Annotated in this window: 15 protein-coding genes; 12 read left to right on the plus strand and 3 right to left on the minus strand. The window is 70.2% G+C overall.

All coding sequences use genetic code 11. The annotated features are described in order from the left end of the window. Positions 1-40 precede the first annotated feature (40 nt). Entirely contained in the window at positions 41-820 is a 780-nt protein-coding gene (locus ACPL7H_RS03365) for a TetR/AcrR family transcriptional regulator (RefSeq protein ID WP_424795689.1), read from the minus strand. A gap of 109 nt (positions 821-929) precedes the next feature. Here ACPL7H_RS03365 and ACPL7H_RS03370 point away from each other — a divergent pair, with 109 nt between their 5' ends. The 5 genes from ACPL7H_RS03370 (at position 930) to ACPL7H_RS03390 (ending at position 5,940) form a co-directional block, all read left to right on the plus strand. Then, positions 930-2,111, plus strand: a complete 1,182-nt coding sequence (locus ACPL7H_RS03370; RefSeq protein ID WP_424795690.1) for an acyl-CoA dehydrogenase family protein — start codon at positions 930-932, stop codon at positions 2,109-2,111. A 154-nt stretch (positions 2,112-2,265) separates the two neighbouring features. After that, positions 2,266-3,036: an electron transfer flavoprotein subunit beta/FixA family protein gene (locus tag ACPL7H_RS03375; RefSeq protein ID WP_424795691.1), complete on the plus strand. Its 771-nt coding sequence runs from the start codon at positions 2,266-2,268 to the stop codon at positions 3,034-3,036. A 10-nt stretch (positions 3,037-3,046) separates the two neighbouring features. Further along, a complete protein-coding gene (locus tag ACPL7H_RS03380) occupies positions 3,047-4,015 on the plus strand; it encodes an electron transfer flavoprotein subunit alpha/FixB family protein (protein ID WP_424787133.1) in 969 nt (322 codons plus the stop codon). Positions 4,016-4,127: 112 nt separating this feature from the next. Then, positions 4,128-5,042, plus strand: coding sequence for a cytochrome b/b6 domain-containing protein (locus ACPL7H_RS03385; protein ID WP_424795692.1), 915 nt, complete (start codon positions 4,128-4,130; stop codon positions 5,040-5,042). A gap of 94 nt (positions 5,043-5,136) precedes the next feature. Then, positions 5,137-5,940 (plus strand): MBL fold metallo-hydrolase, encoded by an 804-nt coding sequence (locus ACPL7H_RS03390; RefSeq protein WP_424795693.1) that lies wholly within the window; start codon positions 5,137-5,139, stop codon positions 5,938-5,940. Positions 5,941-6,044: 104 nt separating this feature from the next. Here the strand turns inward: ACPL7H_RS03390 and lhgO are convergent, their stop codons facing one another. Continuing rightward, positions 6,045-7,271, minus strand: coding sequence for an L-2-hydroxyglutarate oxidase (gene lhgO, locus ACPL7H_RS03395; RefSeq protein ID WP_424795694.1), 1,227 nt, complete (start codon positions 7,269-7,271; stop codon positions 6,045-6,047). An 83-nt stretch (positions 7,272-7,354) separates the two neighbouring features. Further along, positions 7,355-8,734 carry an MFS transporter gene (locus tag ACPL7H_RS03400; protein ID WP_424795695.1) on the minus strand — a complete coding sequence of 460 codons (1,380 nt, stop codon included), beginning with the start codon at positions 8,732-8,734 and terminating at the stop codon, positions 7,355-7,357. Positions 8,735-8,888: 154 nt separating this feature from the next. Between ACPL7H_RS03400 and ACPL7H_RS03405 the strand changes: the two genes are divergently transcribed. The 7 genes from ACPL7H_RS03405 to ACPL7H_RS03435 all read left to right on the plus strand — a co-directional run bounded on the left by ACPL7H_RS03405 (position 8,889) and on the right by ACPL7H_RS03435 (position 16,650). Next, entirely contained in the window at positions 8,889-9,569 is a 681-nt protein-coding gene (locus ACPL7H_RS03405; RefSeq protein WP_424795696.1) for a GntR family transcriptional regulator, read from the plus strand. 71 nt (positions 9,570-9,640) lie between these two features. Further along, entirely contained in the window at positions 9,641-11,176 is a 1,536-nt protein-coding gene (locus ACPL7H_RS03410; RefSeq protein ID WP_424795795.1) for an MmgE/PrpD family protein, read from the plus strand. After that, entirely contained in the window at positions 11,176-12,141 is a 966-nt protein-coding gene (gene prpB, locus ACPL7H_RS03415) for a methylisocitrate lyase (RefSeq protein WP_424795697.1), read from the plus strand. The genes ACPL7H_RS03410 and prpB overlap by 1 nt, the downstream gene beginning before the upstream one ends. Before the next feature lie 2 nt (positions 12,142-12,143). Further along, positions 12,144-13,262 (plus strand): bifunctional 2-methylcitrate synthase/citrate synthase, encoded by a 1,119-nt coding sequence (locus ACPL7H_RS03420; RefSeq protein ID WP_424787126.1) that lies wholly within the window; start codon positions 12,144-12,146, stop codon positions 13,260-13,262. A 365-nt stretch (positions 13,263-13,627) separates the two neighbouring features. Continuing rightward, positions 13,628-14,929: a carboxyl transferase domain-containing protein gene (locus ACPL7H_RS03425; RefSeq protein ID WP_424795698.1), complete on the plus strand. Its 1,302-nt coding sequence runs from the start codon at positions 13,628-13,630 to the stop codon at positions 14,927-14,929. A gap of 208 nt (positions 14,930-15,137) precedes the next feature. Then, positions 15,138-15,569, plus strand: coding sequence for a hypothetical protein (locus tag ACPL7H_RS03430; protein ID WP_424795699.1), 432 nt, complete (start codon positions 15,138-15,140; stop codon positions 15,567-15,569). After that, positions 15,508-16,650: an HNH endonuclease signature motif containing protein gene (locus ACPL7H_RS03435; RefSeq protein ID WP_424795700.1), complete on the plus strand. Its 1,143-nt coding sequence runs from the start codon at positions 15,508-15,510 to the stop codon at positions 16,648-16,650. Before ACPL7H_RS03430 ends, ACPL7H_RS03435 begins: the two co-directional genes overlap by 62 nt. Positions 16,651-16,729 lie beyond the last annotated feature (79 nt).

Here is a 16,729-nt window from a genome sequence, read left to right on the forward strand (position 1 = left end):
CGAACCGGTCGGAGGGGCCCCAAACCGGCCGGCTCGGGGGCTAGGAGAGCATTCGCTGGATCCGGGGGAGGAGTTCCTCCAGGCGGGCCGCGTCGCGGATCACGATCACCGCCGGGTCGGGCTCGCTCGCTGGGACACCGTGCGTACCGCCGTCGGCATCTCCGCCGGCTGCATCCGCCGGGCCGGGGCTCGCGCTGGCCGTGCTGCCGATCTGCTGCCCGCCGCCGGCCATGTCGCCGTGCTCGCCGTACCACACGAGCATGGAGTCCAGTTCGGCGATCACCTCGCGGAACCAGGGCAACGCCTCCTCGGCGCTGATCGAGCCGCGCAGCCACGCCCGCAGCACGTGGTTGTGTGCGGTCACCACCGCGTTGGCGGTGAGTTCGGCCCGCAACAGTGACGTCAGGTCCCCGCCCCACCACTGGTGGATGAAGCGCTTGAACAGCCGCTCGTACTGGTGGATGCTGGCGCGCTCACGCTCCCGGAGCGCCTCGACCTGCCGGGTCAGGCCATAGCGCTGCCGGGCCCGCTCACCCTCACCCAGGTAATGGTTCAGCACCAGCCCGGAGGCCTCGGTCAGGGCCACCTTGCCGGTGCTCGGGGTGGCGGTGGCCAGGCGGGCCTCGATCGCGGCGAGCAGATGCTCGTGGGCGGGGAAGACCACCGACTCCTTGGTGCGGAACAACCGGAAGAAGGTGGTCCGGCCCACCCCGGCCCGGGCGGCGATGTCCTCCACCGTCGTGCCTTCGTACCCGCGTTCGGCGAAGAGCTGGAACGCCGCCTCGATGACTCGCTCACGTTGGGGGTTCGGCTCGCTCATCCATCCTCCTCATGCGCACTACCACGTGTAGTTGGAACATGGTACCGTCAATATGGAACTGCGTACCAGCGCGGGCGCGCCGGACGAGGACGACCAGGAGGAAGATCCGATGACTGACACGGCATTCGCACCGAATCCGGCATTCGTGCTGCCGGAGGAGTACGTCGAACTACGCGCGGCACTGCGCGACATCTGTGAGACCAAGATCGCCCCGCACGCCGCGAAGGCGGATGAGAACAGCGAGTTCCCCGCCGAGGCGCGGGAGGCGCTCACCGCCACCGACTTCATGGCCCCGCACATCCCGGAGGCCTACGGCGGCCAGGGCGCCGATGCGCTGGCGGCCTGCATCGTGGTGGAGGAGGTGGCCCGCGTGGATGCCTCGGCCTCGCTGATCCCGGGCGTGAACAAACTCGGCAGCCTCGCGCTCATCCTGGCCGGCTCGGAGGAGCTGAAGCAGAAGTACCTGCCGCCGGTGGCCAGCGGTGAGGCGATGTTCTCCTACTGCCTGTCCGAGCCGGACGCCGGTTCCGACGCCGCCTCGATGAAGACCACCGCGGTGAAGCAGGAGGACGGCAGTTGGGTTCTGAACGGGGTCAAGCGTTGGATCACCAACGCCGGCGTCTCGGACTACTACACCGTGCTTGCCGTCACCGACCCCACCTCCCGGCACCAGCGCCACTCGGCGTTCGTGGTGGAGAAGTCCGATGAGGGTGTCTCCTTCGGTGCCCCGGAGAAGAAGATGGGCATCAAGGGCTCGCCCACCCGCGAGGTGTACCTGGACAACGTGCACATCCCGGCGGACCGGATCATCGGGCCGGAGGGCGCCGGCTTCGTGCTGGCCATGCGGGTGCTGGACCACACCCGGGTGGGGATCGCCGCCCAGGCCGTGGGGATCGCCCAGGGCGCCCTTGACCTGGCCCTGGGTTACGTCCAGGAACGCCAGCAGTTCGGCCGCCCGATCGCGGAGTTCCAGGGTCTGCAGTTCATGCTCGCCGACATGGGCATGAAGGTCGAGGCGGCCCGCCAGCTCACCTACGCCGCCGCGGGCAAGGCCGAGATCGAGGCCCCCGACCTGCCCTTCTTCGGGGCGGCCGCCAAGGCCTTCGCCTCCGACGTGGCGATGGAGGTGACCACCGACGCGGTGCAGTTGCTCGGTGGCTACGGGTACACGCGGGACTATCCTGTGGAGCGGATGATGCGCGATGCCAAGATCACCCAGATCTACGAAGGCACCAACCAGATCCAGCGGGTGGTCATGGCCAGGGAGTTGCTGAAGAAGTCCAGGAGATGAGCGTCGCCGCGCTCCGCCCGGGAGCGCGGTGGGTTCAACCGGTACCGGACTGAACCGAGGTGGCCCGCCGCGCGCCGCACCGGCGGAGGCGCAGGAGCACGGTGACGGTCACCCAGCACATGCACGAGGTCGAGGGAATGGATGGATGGAGCCAATGAAGATTGTCGTTCTGATCAAGAACGTTCCGGACACCTGGGGCCAGCGCAGGCTCGACCCCCAGACCGGGCGGGTGGACCGCGGAGCCAGCGAGGCGGTGATCGACGAGGTCGGCGAGCGGGCCATCGAGGCCGCGCTGGTCTACAAGGACGGCGCCGACGCCGAGGTCGTGGTGATGACGATGGGGCCAGAGGCGGCCAAGGAGTCGCTGCGCAAGGGTCTGGCGATGGGCGCCGACTCCGCCGTGCACGTCAAGGACGACGGCCTGGTCGGCGCGGACATGGTCCGCACCAGCGGGGTGCTCGCGGCGGCGATCAAGCAGGTCGGCTTCGATCTGGTGATCGCCGGCGACGTGTCCACCGACGGTGGCGGTGGCGTGGTCCCGGCGATGGTGGCCGAAGCGCTGGGTGTGCCGCACCTGACCCACCTGGACTCGGTGAGCATCACCGCGCAGGGCGTCTCCGGTGAGCGCGAGGCGACCGGCGGCGTGGCCGAGGTGCGCGCGGACCTGCCGGCAGTGATCTCGGTGACCGAGCGCACCCCGGAGGGCCGGTTCCCGAACTTCCGGGGCATCATGAGGGCCCGCAAGAAGCCCACCCAGGCGCTGTCCCTGGGCGACATCGCCGGGCTGCCCGAGCAGGCGGTCACCCGCACCTCGGTGCTGTCCGCCGCCCAACGCCCGGCCCGGGAGGCCGGCGTCAAGGTGGTCGATGAGGGCGACGGCGGGCAGAAGCTGTTCGAGTACCTGTCCCAAGAGAACCTGGTCTGAGGGAGGATCCATGGCGAACGTTCTTGTATTGGTCGACCTCTCCCCGACCGGGGATGTCGCAGCATCGGCCGGGCCGTTGCTGAAGGCCGCTGCCGATCTGGGCACCCCCGTCGCGGTGGTGGCCGCGGCGCCGGGGGCCGGTGACGCGTTGGTGGCACGACTCGGGTCCCTGGGTGCCGCCCATGTGCACCTTGCCGAGTCCGACGGGGTCGGTTCGGTCCTGGTGGGCCCGATGGTGGCGGCGCTGGAGCAGGCCGCCGGCCAGTACGACCCGGCGGTGGTCCTGGTGCCCGATGCGCTGGAGCCCCGTGAGGCGGGTGCCCGGTTCGCGATGCGCACCGGTGCCGGCCTGGCGGTGGACGTGACCGGGCTGCGTACCCAGAACGAGCAACTCGTGCTCACGCACTCGGTCTTCGGTGGCGAGTGGGACGTGGAGTCCACCATCGAGGGCCCACTGGCGGTGATCGCCGTGCGTGAGGGCGCGATCTCCGGCGCCGCGCCGGCCGCCGAGCCGGCGGTGACCCGCGGGTCGGTCGAGGCCGGCCACGGGGCGCCGGTGGCGAACCTGCGTGAGGCCACCGCGGCGACCGAGCGCCCCGACCTGCGCGCCGCCGACGTGGTGGTGGCCGGTGGCCGCGGCGTCGGATCGAAGGAGAACTTCGCCCTGGTGGAGCAGTTGGCCGACGCCCTCGGCGCCGCCGTGGGTGCCTCCCGTGCGGCGGTCGATGCCGGCTACGTGGCGAACTCGGCGCAGGTCGGCCAGACCGGGACCACCGTGTCCCCGAAGCTGTATATCGCGCTGGGCATCTCCGGTGCGATCCAGCACCGTTCGGGCATGCAGACCTCCAAGACGATCGTGGCGGTCGACAGCGACCCGGAGTCGGGCATCTTCGAACTGGCCGACTTCGGTGTGGTGGGCGACCTGTTCGAGGTGGTCCCGCAGTTCCTGGAGGCGTTGGAGCGTCACCGCACGCAGTGACGGCGCCGGCGCGCGTTCGGAAGTCAGCGCGGACTGCGAAGCAGGCGGCATGATGGTGGCCGGTGGGTCAGCGAGGGCGACTCACCGGCCCGTGGCCCAGGAGGAGAACACGATGAGCACGACCGGTCGGCAACGCAGCCGGGGCAAGCAGTTGGCGATCGCGATCCCGGCTGCCCTGGTGGTGCTGGTGGTGGTGGTGCTGCTGGCCCGGTGGCTGCGGGGGATGGCGGGGGTGGAGTCCTTCATCGCCACGTACGGCGGGGATGCTCCCCAGCCGGAGGCCGCTCCGGTGGGTATCCCGGGCTGGGTGGGCTGGCAGCACTTCCTGAACATGTTCCTGATCGTGCTGATCATCCGCACCGGGTGGTTGATCCGCACCACCCAGCGTCCCAAGGCGCACTGGACGGCGAAGAAGCCCGGGTTCCTGTGGGGTAAGCGCCCGCAGCGCATCAGCATGGACAAGTGGCTGCACGTGAGCCTGGATGTGCTCTGGGTCCTCAACGGCCTGGTGTTCGCGGTGCTGATCTTCGCCACCGGGCACTGGATGCGGATCGTGCCCACCAGCCTCGAGATCTTCCCCAACGCGCTGTCGGCCGCGCTGCAGTACCTGTCCCTGGATATCCCCAGTCATAGCGGGTGGGCGGCCTATAACGGGCTGCAGGTGCTGGCCTACTTCATCACGGTGTTCATCGCTGCGCCGCTGGCGGCGATCACCGGGGCGCGGATATCTCCGGCGTGGAAGCCGGAGTGGCGCGCGAGCAGACTGGTGCCGATCGAAGCGGCTCGCAAGGTTCACTTCGCGGTGATGGTGTACTTCGTGTTCTTCATCATCGTGCACGTCACGCTGGTGCTGACCACCGGTGTGCTGCAGAACCTGAACGTGATGTACGCCGCCCGTGACGAGGTCAGCTGGGTGGGCTTGGGCGTCTTCGCCGCCTCACTGGTGGTCACCGTCATCGGTTGGGTCCTGGCCCGGCCGGTGTTCCTGTCCCCGATCGCCTCCATGAGCGGCAAGGTCACCCGCTGAGGCTGATGGCCGACGACGTGGCGGGGCGATCGCGCGCAGCCGCACCCGGCCGCGGTCTGCCGTCGGGCGGCGCCTGCCCGGGCCCTGCGGTGGCGTGCGCACCGGAAGCGGGCCGGGCGTGACGAGGGCGTGGCGCGGTGGCGCTGCCGGCACCGGGGTCCGGGCGGTCCTGGCGCCGAATCCGGGGCCGATGACGCTGGAGGGCACCAACACCTGGGTGCTCCGGGCGCCCGGTCCTGCGCCCGGGGGCGGCGTCGTCGTCGACCCCGGGCCGGCCGGGGTGGCGCAGCACCTCGCTGTGGTGCACGAGGCGGCCGGGCCGGTGGCGCTGACGCTGCTGACCCACCATCACCGGGACCACACCGGCGCGGTCGCGGAGTGGACCGCGCTGACCGGTTCGGCGGTACGCGGGGCCGACTCGGACTCGCCGCTGCGGGAGGGGGAGCGGATCCAGGCGGCCGGGTGGAACCTGGAGGTGCTGGCCACCCCGGGCCACACGGCGGACTCGGTGTGCCTGCTGATCCCGGAGGAGGGTGTGCTGCTCACCGGCGACACGGTGCTGGGCCGGGGGACGTCGGTGGTGCCCTGGCCCGAGGGTCACCTCGGTGACTACCTCGACTCCCTGACCCGGCTGATCTCGCTGGCACGGGAGGGCGTGGTGCGCACGATCGCCCCCGGTCACGGCCCGGTGGTGACCGAGCCGCTGGACTTCCTCAACGCCTTGCTCGCGCACCGGCGTGAGCGGTTGGACCAGGTGGACGCCGCGGTGCGCGCCGGTGCCCGCACCGCGAGCGAGGTGGTCACCGCCGTCTACGGCGACCTCGGGGAGACCCTGGCCCTGGCGGCGACGGCCACCGTGCGCGCCCAGTTGGTGCACCTGGGTCACGACCCCGCCTGACGCGGTCTCAGCGGAGCCGGGGGTTGTGGGTCAGCCGGCGGAGAGGTCGGTGGGCGCTGGGCCGCCAGCACGCCCAGCGCGCCGAGCAGCGTTCCGCTGGCGAGTCACCGCTCCGTGCCCGTCGTCTCGAGCCGATCATTGATAAGCGAGGCGATCGGGATCGCCGAGGTCGCCGCCGGCGAGGGTGCGTTACATAGATGGAGTTGACGCTGCGTGGAGCGAAACAGGAAGTCGTCCACGATCGACCCACTGCGTAGCAGGGCCTGGGCCCGGATCCCCGCCGGGTGTGGCTGGAGGTCGGTCAACTCTATGCTCGGGCAGTACTTGCGGACCAGTTCTAGGTACCGGCGGCGGAAGAGGGAGTTACCCATCTCAGTGATCCCTGTGCGTGCGTACTTGGCGGCGAAGCGCCACATGCCCGGGAAGAATGCGTAACTAGCCACGTCTGCCAGTTGCACCGAACCCCGCCGGTAGCCTTCGCGGGCGAAACCCAGGACGGCGTTGGGGCCCACGGTTACCCGTCCGTCGATGGTCGGGCTGAGGTGGATCCCCAGGAAGGGCAGTGCCGGGTCCGGTACGGGGTAGATCAAGTGGCGTACGACGTCGGAGCGTCGCGAGGGCAACTGGTAGTACTCACCGCGGAAGGGCACGATCCGGAAGTCCACTTCCAACCCGCCCATGCGGGCCAGCCGGTCGGCCTGCAAGCCGGCGCAGGCCACCAGGCGCTCGCCGCGGTACTCCCCGGTCTGAGTAGTGACGACGACGACGTCGGGTCGTTCAGCGATCTGCTGCACCTGGGCGCCGGTCACCACCCGGCCGCCCAATTCGATGATCTGGTCCGCCATGGCGCGTGCAACCCGAGTGAAGTCCACGACGCCGGTGGTCGGTGAGACCAGGGCAGCCAGGCCGCGGACGTTCGGCTCCATCTCGGCCAACCGGCTGCCTTCGATCTCCTCGAGTTCCAGGCCGTTGGCCTTCGCACGTTGAGCCAGACCACGCATCCGGTCCACCTCAACTGGAGTAGTGGCGACCACGAGTTTGCCGATGGAGCGATAGTCGATGCCGCGCTCGTCGCAGAACCGGATGGTGTGTTCCCTTCCGGCCCTGCACAGTCGCGCCTTGAGCGATCCCGGCGAGTAGTACAACCCGGCGTGGATCACCCCAGAGTTGTGCCCGGTCTGGGCGGTGGCGACGTCGTCGGCCTTCTCCAGCACAACGACGTCCGAGCCAGGACGACGCAGCAGCGCCTCTCGCGCCGTGGCCAGGCCAACGATCCCACCGCCGACAACGATCATGTTCGCAGTCTCGCCGTGGGTGGGAGATGACACCATGGGAAGGAGGCTACAGTCACCGGACCTCGTTCCGTGCTCTCGCGGACCATGGCCGCGGGGGTAGGGGATGTGGATGGGGTGGGTCAGCCGGCGGAGACGTCGGGTAGGCGGCGGGCCGCCAGCACGCCGAGGGCGCCGAGGCCGGCCAGGAACACCAGCGCCCAGTGCACTCCGAGGATGGACAGCGCCGAACTCAGGGCACCGGCGACCAGCAGGATGATGCCCATCGCCGAGTTCGACACGGCCACGTACTTGGTGCGCTGATCGCCCTCGGCCATGTCCACCAGGTAGGTCTTGCGCCCCACCCGCACCCCGGTATGGATGAGGGTGAGGGCGAAATAGGAGCCCACGAACAGTGCCACGCCCCACCCGCTGGCGCCGTCGAAACCCGGCAGCAGGGTGGCCACCACGATGGCGATCAGCAGTGCCGAGGCGATCCCGGCCCCGGCGGCCATCAGGTTGCGGCTGGAGCGGTCCGCCAGACGCCCGGCCACCGGCCCACCCAGGAGCGCCGACAGTCCCGAGGCGATGATGAAGCCTCCCAGGCCGCTGAGTTCCCCGGCCCCGGAGGTCATCGCCAGGGAGACCAGGAAGGGTGGGCTGAGGGCGGAGACCAGCAGCAGGCTGCGGACGATGACGAAGTGCCGGAACGGCTTGTCCTCGCGCAGCAACGTCACCGAGGCCACCAGCCAACCCGGGCTCCTGGTGGTACCCGGCTCCGTGGTGGCGCCCTGCCCGTGCGACGCAGCCGCCTGGGTCGCGTCGTCGTCGGCTTCCTTGTCCGGCTTGTCGTAGGGCTCGCGGATGCCGGCGTAGACGAGCGCGGTCAGTACCCACAGCACCGCGCCGGCACCGAGCAGCCAGGCGATCTGCCCGGCGCCCAACTCCCCGCCGCCGAGGATCCGCAGCGCCGCCCCCAGCGTGATCGCCACGATTCCGGCGGCGGTGGTGGACAGGCCGTTGATCTGCCCGCGTTGACCCTTGGGCAGGGTGCGGCCCTGGACGTCCTTGGAGGACATCGACGTCAGCGAGCGCCCGAGGGAGAAGACGGCCAGGGCGGCCAGGATCGCCACCCCCGCACCGAGGCCGGAGCCGATCGCGGCCACCAAGGCCATCGCGGCCACCGCGACCGCCTGCACCAGGGCACCGGTGACGAACACCAGCGTGCGCCTGCGCACCCGCAGCACGAGCGGGGTGAGCATCGCCTGCGGCAGCATCGAACCGGACTCGCGGATCGGGACCAGGAGACCGGTCAACGCCGGAGGCACCCCGATGGCCTGGAACAGCCACGGCAGCACGGTGGAAGCGTTGACGGTCTGGTCTCCGCTGCTCTGCAACGCGTGCGCACCGACGAGGCGGATCCCGTTGCGCGGCACGTCGGCGCGGACCTGGTCGTCCAGGTCGGCTTCGGCCTCCGGGTCGCGTGTGACCACCGCGCTGTACAGGCGATCGCTCCTGCTCATCCGGCGTAGCCTACGGCGGTTCCCCGGGCGCCGCGGCTTGGTGGGGCTCCACGCACGGTGGTGACCGAGCAGGGTCGATCGTTGTATGCATCAGGATCGATCAATCTAGGCGAGAGTGCCGATTCCATGTCTGATGTATACAAGGGCGAGTCGAATGGCTATCGTCGGAGCCATGCTCGCCAGCGAACGCGCCTACGTGCAGTTGCGCCAGGACATCATCTCCGGCCACCTGCCTCCGGGCACCGCGCTGGGTGAGGTCGACCAGGCCGGGCGGCTGGGGGTCTCACGCACACCGCTGCGCGAAGCCCTGAGACGACTGGGCGCCGAGGGGCTGTGCGTGGTCGGCAAGGGTCGCACCTACACCGTCTCGGCCATCTCGCCGGAGGACGTGCGGCACCTGTTCGAACTGCGCGAGGCGCTCGAGACCCAGGCGGCGCGGCTGGCGGCGCTGCGGGGGGAGCCCGCCGTGTTCACCGCCCTGGCCGATCGCTTCGCCGAGGCCGCCGAACTGCTCATCCCCCAGGATCCCGAGCATGCCGGCTACTACCGGCTGGTCGCGGACCTGGACGGCGCGCTCGATGCGGCGATGCACAGCCCCGCGATCCAGCGGGCCCTGGTCTCCCTGCGTTCGCAGGTGGCGCGCGCTCGCCGGCTCTCCCGCGATGACCACCAGCGGCTGGTGCAGGCGGCGCAGGAACACCGGATGATCGCCGAGGCGATCGCCGCCGGTGACGGCACGCTGGCCGCACAGGCCACCGCCATCCACCTGCGCGCGAGCCTGGCCAGCATCCTGATCGCCCTGGACAAGGAGGCCCCCGCGGCCACCAGCGCCTGACCTGCAGCACCGCTCGACCTCTAGCACCGCTCGACCACAGATGAGGAGCACCCCACATGAGTTCCGCGGACATGGTGACCCACGACGTCCGGGTCCACCCCAGCGCCGACGGGTTGGCCCGCGAGGACCAACTCGCCTGGAAGATCGCCGAGGTCGCCGCCGACCCCGTCGAGGTTCCCGATGAGGTCACCGACATGATCATCAACCGGGTCATCGACAACGCCGCCGTCGCGACCGCTTCGTTGACCCGCGCGCCGGCCGTGGCCTCCCGGGCCCAGGCCCGGGCGCACCCCTACAACCCCGGTGCCACCGTGTTCGGCCTGGACCAGTCCGAGCGCGTCAGCCCCGAGTGGGCCGCCTGGGCCAACGGTGTGGCCGTGCGCGAACTGGACTATCACGACACCTTCCTGGCCGCCGACTACTCCCACCCGGCCGACAACATCCCGGCGATCCTCGCCGTCGCCCAGCACCTGGCCGACTCCCGGGGCCTCACCGGCACAGAGCTCATCCGCGGCATCGCCACCGGCTATGAGATCCAGGTGAACCTGGTGCGGGCGATCTGCCTGCACGAGCACAAGATCGACCACGTCGCCCACCTGGGCCCCTCGGCCGCGGCCGGCATCGGGACCCTGCTCGGTCTGGATGCCACCACGATCTTCCAGGCCGTCGGCCAGGGGCTGCACACCACCACCGCCACCCGGCAGTCCCGCAAGGGCCAGATCTCCACCTGGAAGGCCCACGCCCCCGCCTTCGCCGGGAAGATGGCCGTGGAGGCCGTCGACCGGGCCATGCGCGGGCAGACCTCCCCCGAGCCGATCTACGAGGGCGAGGACGGCGTGATCGCCTGGATGCTGGACGGACCGCAGGCGCACTACCGGGTGCCGCTGCCGGCGGCCGGCGCACCGAAACGCGCCATCCTGGACACCTACACCAAGGAGCACTCCGCGGAGTACCAGTCCCAGGCGCTGATCGACCTGGCCCGCAAACTGCACAACGAGCGGCCCGAGCTCCGCGACCCTGACAGCGCTGCCAACATCGCAGGCATCGTGATTCACACCTCCCATCACACCCACTACGTGATCGGATCCGGCTCAGGCGACCCGGAGAAGTACGACCCCACCGCCTCCCGGGAGACCCTGGACCACTCCATCCCCTACATCTTCGCCGTCGCCCTGCAGGACGGCGCCTGGCACCATGCCCGTTCCTACGCCCCCGAACGCGCCGCCCGCGAGGACACCGTCGCGCTGTGGCACAAGATCACCACCGCAGAGGACCCCGAGTGGACCCGCCGCTACCACTCCAAGGACCCCGATGAGAAGGCCTTCGGTGGCCGGGTGGAGATCACCCTGACCGACGGCTCGACGATCGTGGAGGAGATCGCCGTCGCCGATGCCCACCCCTACGGCGCCCGCCCCTTCGGCCGGGAGCAGTACGTCGCCAAGTTCTCCCGCCTGGCGCAGGGTGTACTGGACGACGGCGAGATCGAGCGGTTCCTGGACGTCGCCCAGCGCTTGCCGCACCTGAGCGGAGCGGAGTTGGGCGAGTTGACCATCACCGCTCCGGCCGGTCTGCTGGCCGGCGCGAGCGCCCCGGGCGGGATCTTCTGATGTTGCACGCCTCCACACCGGCGCACGTCAAGCGCGCGCGGCTCCGCGAGCGGCTCGCCGGCGGCGACCTGCTCAGCTTCCCCGGTGCGTTCAACCCGCTGAGTGCCCAACTCATCCAGGACAAGGGCTTCGACGGCGTCTACATCTCCGGGGCGGTGCTCTCGGCCGACCTGGGCCTGCCCGACATCGGTCTGACCACCCTGACCGAGGTCGCGGGCAGGTCCCAGCAGATCGCGCGGGTCACCGACCTGCCGGCCCTGGTGGATGCCGACACCGGGTTCGGCGAGCCGATGAACGTGGCCCGCACCGTACACGCCCTGGAGGACGCCGGGGTGGCGGGCCTGCACATCGAGGACCAGGTCAACCCCAAGCGGTGCGGGCACCTGGACGGTAAACAGGTCGTGGACGCCGCCACGGCCACCAAGCGGATCCGCGCCGCCGCCGAGGCCCGCCGCGACGACAACCTGCTGATCATGGCCCGCACCGACATCCGCGCGGTCGAGGGTCTCGACGCGGCCAAGGACCGGGCCAAGGCCCTGGTGGACGCCGGGGCCGACGCCATCTTCCCCGAGGCGATGCGTGACCTGGCCGAGTTCGAGGCGGTGCGCGCCGCCGTCGACGTCCCGGTGCTGGCGAACATGACCGAGTTCGGCAAGTCCGAACTGTTCACCCGCGACCAACTCGCCGGTGCCGGGATCGCCATCGTCATCTACCCTGTGTCGCTACTGCGACTTGCCATGGGCGCGGCCGAACGGGGCCTGGAGACCCTGCAGGCGCAGGGCACCCTGGCCGGCGTCGTGGATCAGATGCAGCACCGTGCCCGCCTGTACGAACTCATCGACTACGAGGCCTACAACGCGTTCGACGCCTCGGTCTTCACCTACACACCCGCCCCGACCCCCGGTACCTCCCCCACCGGCACGGCCCCCGGCGATGCCGGGGACGAAGCCACAACGAAGGAGTGAACATGAGCAACGAAGCCCCCGAGATCAAGAAGGGCCTGGCCGGCGTCTACGTCGACGAGACCGCCATCTCCAAGGTCAACCCGGACACCAACTCCCTGCTGTACCGCGGCTACCCGGTGCAGGAACTGGCCGAGCAGTGCAGTTTCGAGCAGGTCGCCTACCTGCTCTGGCACGGCGAGATGCCCACCGAAGAGCAGTTGGCCGACTTCGAGCGCACCGAGCGCTCCCAGCGCGCCCTGGCCGACAACGTGCGGTCCGTGATCGACTCCATCCCGCACACCGCACACCCGATGGACGTGGTACGCACCGCCGTCAGCGTCGTCGGTGCCAACGATCCCGACGCCGGGGACGACTCCGAGGCCGCCGACCTCACCAAGTCGGTGCGGCTGCTCGCCCAGCTGCCCGCCGTCGTCGCCTATGACCAGCGCCGTCGGCGCGGCGAGGACCTGGTGCCCCCGCGTGAGGACCTGGGGTACGCCGAGAACTTCCTGCACATGACCTTCGGATCGGTGCCCGCCGACGTCGTCGTCGATGCCTTCCGTGTCTCCCTCATCCTGTACGCCGAGCACTCCTTCAACGCCTCCACCTTCACCGCCCGGGTGGTCACCTCCACCCTGAGCGACCTGTACTCGGCGGTGGTGGCCGCGATCGGTGCGCTCAAGGGTCCGCTGCACGGCGGGGCGAACGAGGCGGTGATGAACGTGTTCGACGAGATCGGCGAAGCGGACAACGCCGAGGTGTGGTTGGAGCAGGCGCTGGCCGAGAAGCGCAAGATCATGGGCTTCGGTCACCGCGTGTACAAGAAGGGCGATTCGCGGGTGCCGAGCATGAAGGCAGCCCTGGACAGCCTGGTGGCGCACTACGACCGTCCGGACATCGCCGCGATGTATGACAACCTCGAGAACGCGATGACCTCCCGCAAGGACATCAAGCCGAACCTGGACTACCCCTCCGGCCCGGCGTACCACCTGATGGGCTTCGACACCGAGATCTTCACCCCGTTGTTCGTGGCCTCCCGGATCACCGGCTGGACCGCCCACATCATGGAGCAGCGGGCCTCCAACGCGCTGATCCGGCCGTTGAGCGCTTACAACGGCCCGGATGAGCGGCACCTGGGTTAGTCGCGACCGAAGGACACCGACGACGTCCACGCCACAACCGCATCGGGTCAGGCACAACCGCATCCGGGTCAGGCACAACACTGCCCAACGATGCCGGATTGTCCTGGCAATGATGCCCATGTTCCCGGCGCCCGCGCGTGGCTAACGTTAGGCGGTACAGATGTTCGCCGGCGAAGGGATGCGGGGCGTGGCCAGGATCTCCCTGAACGAGGTGATCGAGACCGTCCTCGATCCGGAATCCTTCGAGCCGTGGGACGCACCGCCCACCCAGCCGGACTACGGGCCCGCCTACGTCGCCCAGCTCGCGCGGGCCACCCAGCGCAGCAGTGCCGACGAGGCGGTCGTGACCGGGCGGGCCGTCCTCGGTGGGTACCGGGTCGCCGTCATCGTCGGCGACTTCGACTTCCTCGCCCGGTTCCCTCGGTGCCGCTGCCAGCGAGCGGATCACGCTGGCGTTCGAACGGGCCACCGCCGAGGGGTTGCCGGTGCTGGCCTCGCCGACGTCCGGCGGCACCCGGATGCAGGAGGGCACCCCGGCGTTCCTGCACATGATCAAGATCAGCCAGGCGGTGCTGGCCCACCGCGCCGCCGGGTTGCCCTACCTGGTCTACCTGCGCGACCCCACCACCGGGGGCGCACTGGCGTCGTGGGGGTCCCTGGGCGACCTCACGATCGCCCAGCCCGGAGCGCTCGTGGGCCTGCTCGGTCCCCGGGTGCGGGAGATCATGCTCGGCGAACCGCTGCCCGAGGGCGTGCAGCAGTCCGAGAGCCTGGCCCGCAAGGGTGTGATCGACGGGGTGGTGCCGCTGGGAGAACTGCGGACGACGGCGGTCAAGGCCCTGCGGGTGCTGACCTCGCCCCAGGAGCCGGTCGGGGAGCGTTTCGTCGATGCGACGATCGCGACCGACCGGGCCCCGTGGGACTCGGTGCAGGCGACTCGCAATCCGGACCGGCCCCGGCTGCACCACCTGTTGCAGCACGCGGCGGAGGTGTTCATTCCGCTGCGCGGCACCGGGACCGGGGAGTCGGACGGGACCATCACGGTGGGCCTGGCCCGGTTCCCTGGGCTGTCCTGTGTGCTCATCGGCCAGGACCGCCGGCCCCGCCGGGACGCCTCGCTCAGCCCGGCGGCGCTGCGGGTGGCCCAACGCGGCTTCCACCTGGCCGAGGAGCTGGACCTGCCGCTGGTCACCGTGATCGACTCACCGGGCCCGGAGTTGACCACCGAGGCCGAGCACGGCGGGCTGGCCGGTGAGATCGCGCGCACGGTGGCGGCGCTGGCCACGGTGCGGGTGCCGGTGGTCTCCACGATCCTGGGCGAGGGCAACGGTGTGGCCGCCCTGGCCCTGCTGCCGGCCGATCGCACCGTGTGCGCCGAGAACGGCTGGGTGGCGCCGCTGCCGCCCGAGGGCGCCAGCGCGATCATCCACCGCACCGCGGACCGTGCGGCGGACATGGCGGCGGCGCACCGCATCCGGGCGGTGGACCTGCTCGAGACTGGTGCCGTCGACGAGATCGTGCCCGAGCGACCCGACGCCGCCGAGGAGCCCGCCGCGTTCTGCCGCCGACTGATCGCCTCGGCTACGGCGCACCTTGCCGAACTCATGGCGATGAGGACCGAGGAGCGCCTGGGGATTCGTCATGATCGGTACCGGTCGATGAGGTAGGCCAGGGGGTTGGTGGTGGTGCTGGCGGTGGCGCTCGCGGTGGTGCTGGGACTGCGGTGCTCGTGGTGGTCCGGGGACTGCGGTGCTGGTGGTGGCGCTCGGGTGGCGACGCTGTCGAGGTGGCGCTGCGGGGCGCGAGGACGAGCGGTGTTGGAACAGGGCGTTCGAAACCCTTGATTCGAACGGGCGTTCGTAGTAATGTTGGGTTATGGCGGTACACCCCCTCCCCACCATCTCGCCCACCCAGGGCGTGCATGCGGCGCTGGATGAGTTGGCGCAGATGGATCCGGGTGGGCTGAGCGATGTGGGTCAGGCGCAGTTGCTGGTGGACCTCAAGCGGATCGAGTCGCGGGTGTGCGCCTACCGCCTCAAGGTGTTGGCGGCGGCGGAGAAGGCCAAGGCGGCCGAGCGGGCCGGGGATGCGGACACGGCATCATGGGCGGCGAAGCGCACCAATGAAGATGGCCGCGAGACCAGCCGGCAGACGAAGTTGGCCACTCGGATCAAGGACCGCAGTTCGACGCAGAAGGCGCTGGACGGGGGAGAGATCTCCCAGGAGCACGCCGAGACGATCGTCGGTGCGGGAGAGAAACTTCCCGGCGGATCTCAGCGCCGCGGAACGCAAACGGGTCGAGGATGACCTGGTTGAGAAGGCCAAGACGATGCCGCCCTCGGTGTTGCGGCAACGGGCTCGCCGAGCGCTGGAAGCCATCGAGAGGCAGCGTGATGAGGTCGATGCTCACGAAGAGGGCCAGGTGGCCGACGAGGAGGAGCGGGCCAGGGCGCGCACCAGGGTGACACTCCGGGATAACCAGGACGGAACGGTCACGGGCCACTTCACCGTGCCGGTGTTTCATGGGCACCTGTTGCGCAAGTTGCTCCAGACCATGACCGCACCGCGCCGGGAGAACCGCAAGGACCAGGACGGCGCAGCCAGCGGAGGCGTTGAGGATTGCGGGTCCGGCAGCCCGGCCGCCGTCGGGAGTAGCCCGGGTGGTGCTGGCGCTGCTGGCGCTGCTGGCGGTGCTGGCGGTGCTGGCGCGGCTGGCGCGGCTGGCGGTGCTGGCGGTGGGAGTGGCGCGGGTGGCGCGGGTAGTGCAGGTGGCTCGGGTGTCGCCGGTAGGGCCGGAGGTGCCGGTGCGGGTGCCTCGGCGCAGGAGTCGGGCGATCTGGTCGGTCTGCCTGATCCGGGTCGGGTGGCCCAAGCCAGGCGGGCCGACTGGGCCCACGCCCACGGCCTGGCACTGTGTGAGTTGATCGAGCACCTGCCCACCGATCACCTGAGCCCCAAGACCGCCGCGACGATCGTGGTCACCCTCGATGAAGAGGTTCTGCGCGGGCGGCTGGCAGCAGCCGGGCTGGACACCGGGGAGAAGATCTCGGCCGCCCAGGCGCGCCAACTGGCCTGCAACTCCGGTCTGGTTCCGGTGGTGCTGGGTGGGAAGTCGGTGCCGCTGGACCTGGGTCATAGCGCCCGGTTCTTCAGCGAATCCCAGCGCACCGCACTGTCGGTCCAACACACCGCCTGTGCCGCCGACGGATGTCAACGACCGTATGCGTGGTGCGAGTTGCACCATCTGAAACCGTGGGCCGACGGCGGGCGCACCGACCTGGACCAGGCAGTGCCGCTATGCCACCGACATCATCGACTCATCCACGATCATCGCTACCACCACACCCGCTCGCCAGGCGGCACGGTCACCTTCGCGATGCGCGAATAGGGCGCGGGCGTTGTGCGGGTGAGGTGTGGGACGCAGCCGGCCGTGCGGGAGATGAGTGTTGCGCGCGCCCGGGCGTGCG

It is taken from the genome of Pseudactinotalea sp. Z1732, from assembly GCF_049724975.1.
Taxonomy (GTDB): domain Bacteria; phylum Actinomycetota; class Actinomycetes; order Actinomycetales; family Beutenbergiaceae; genus CALKWS01.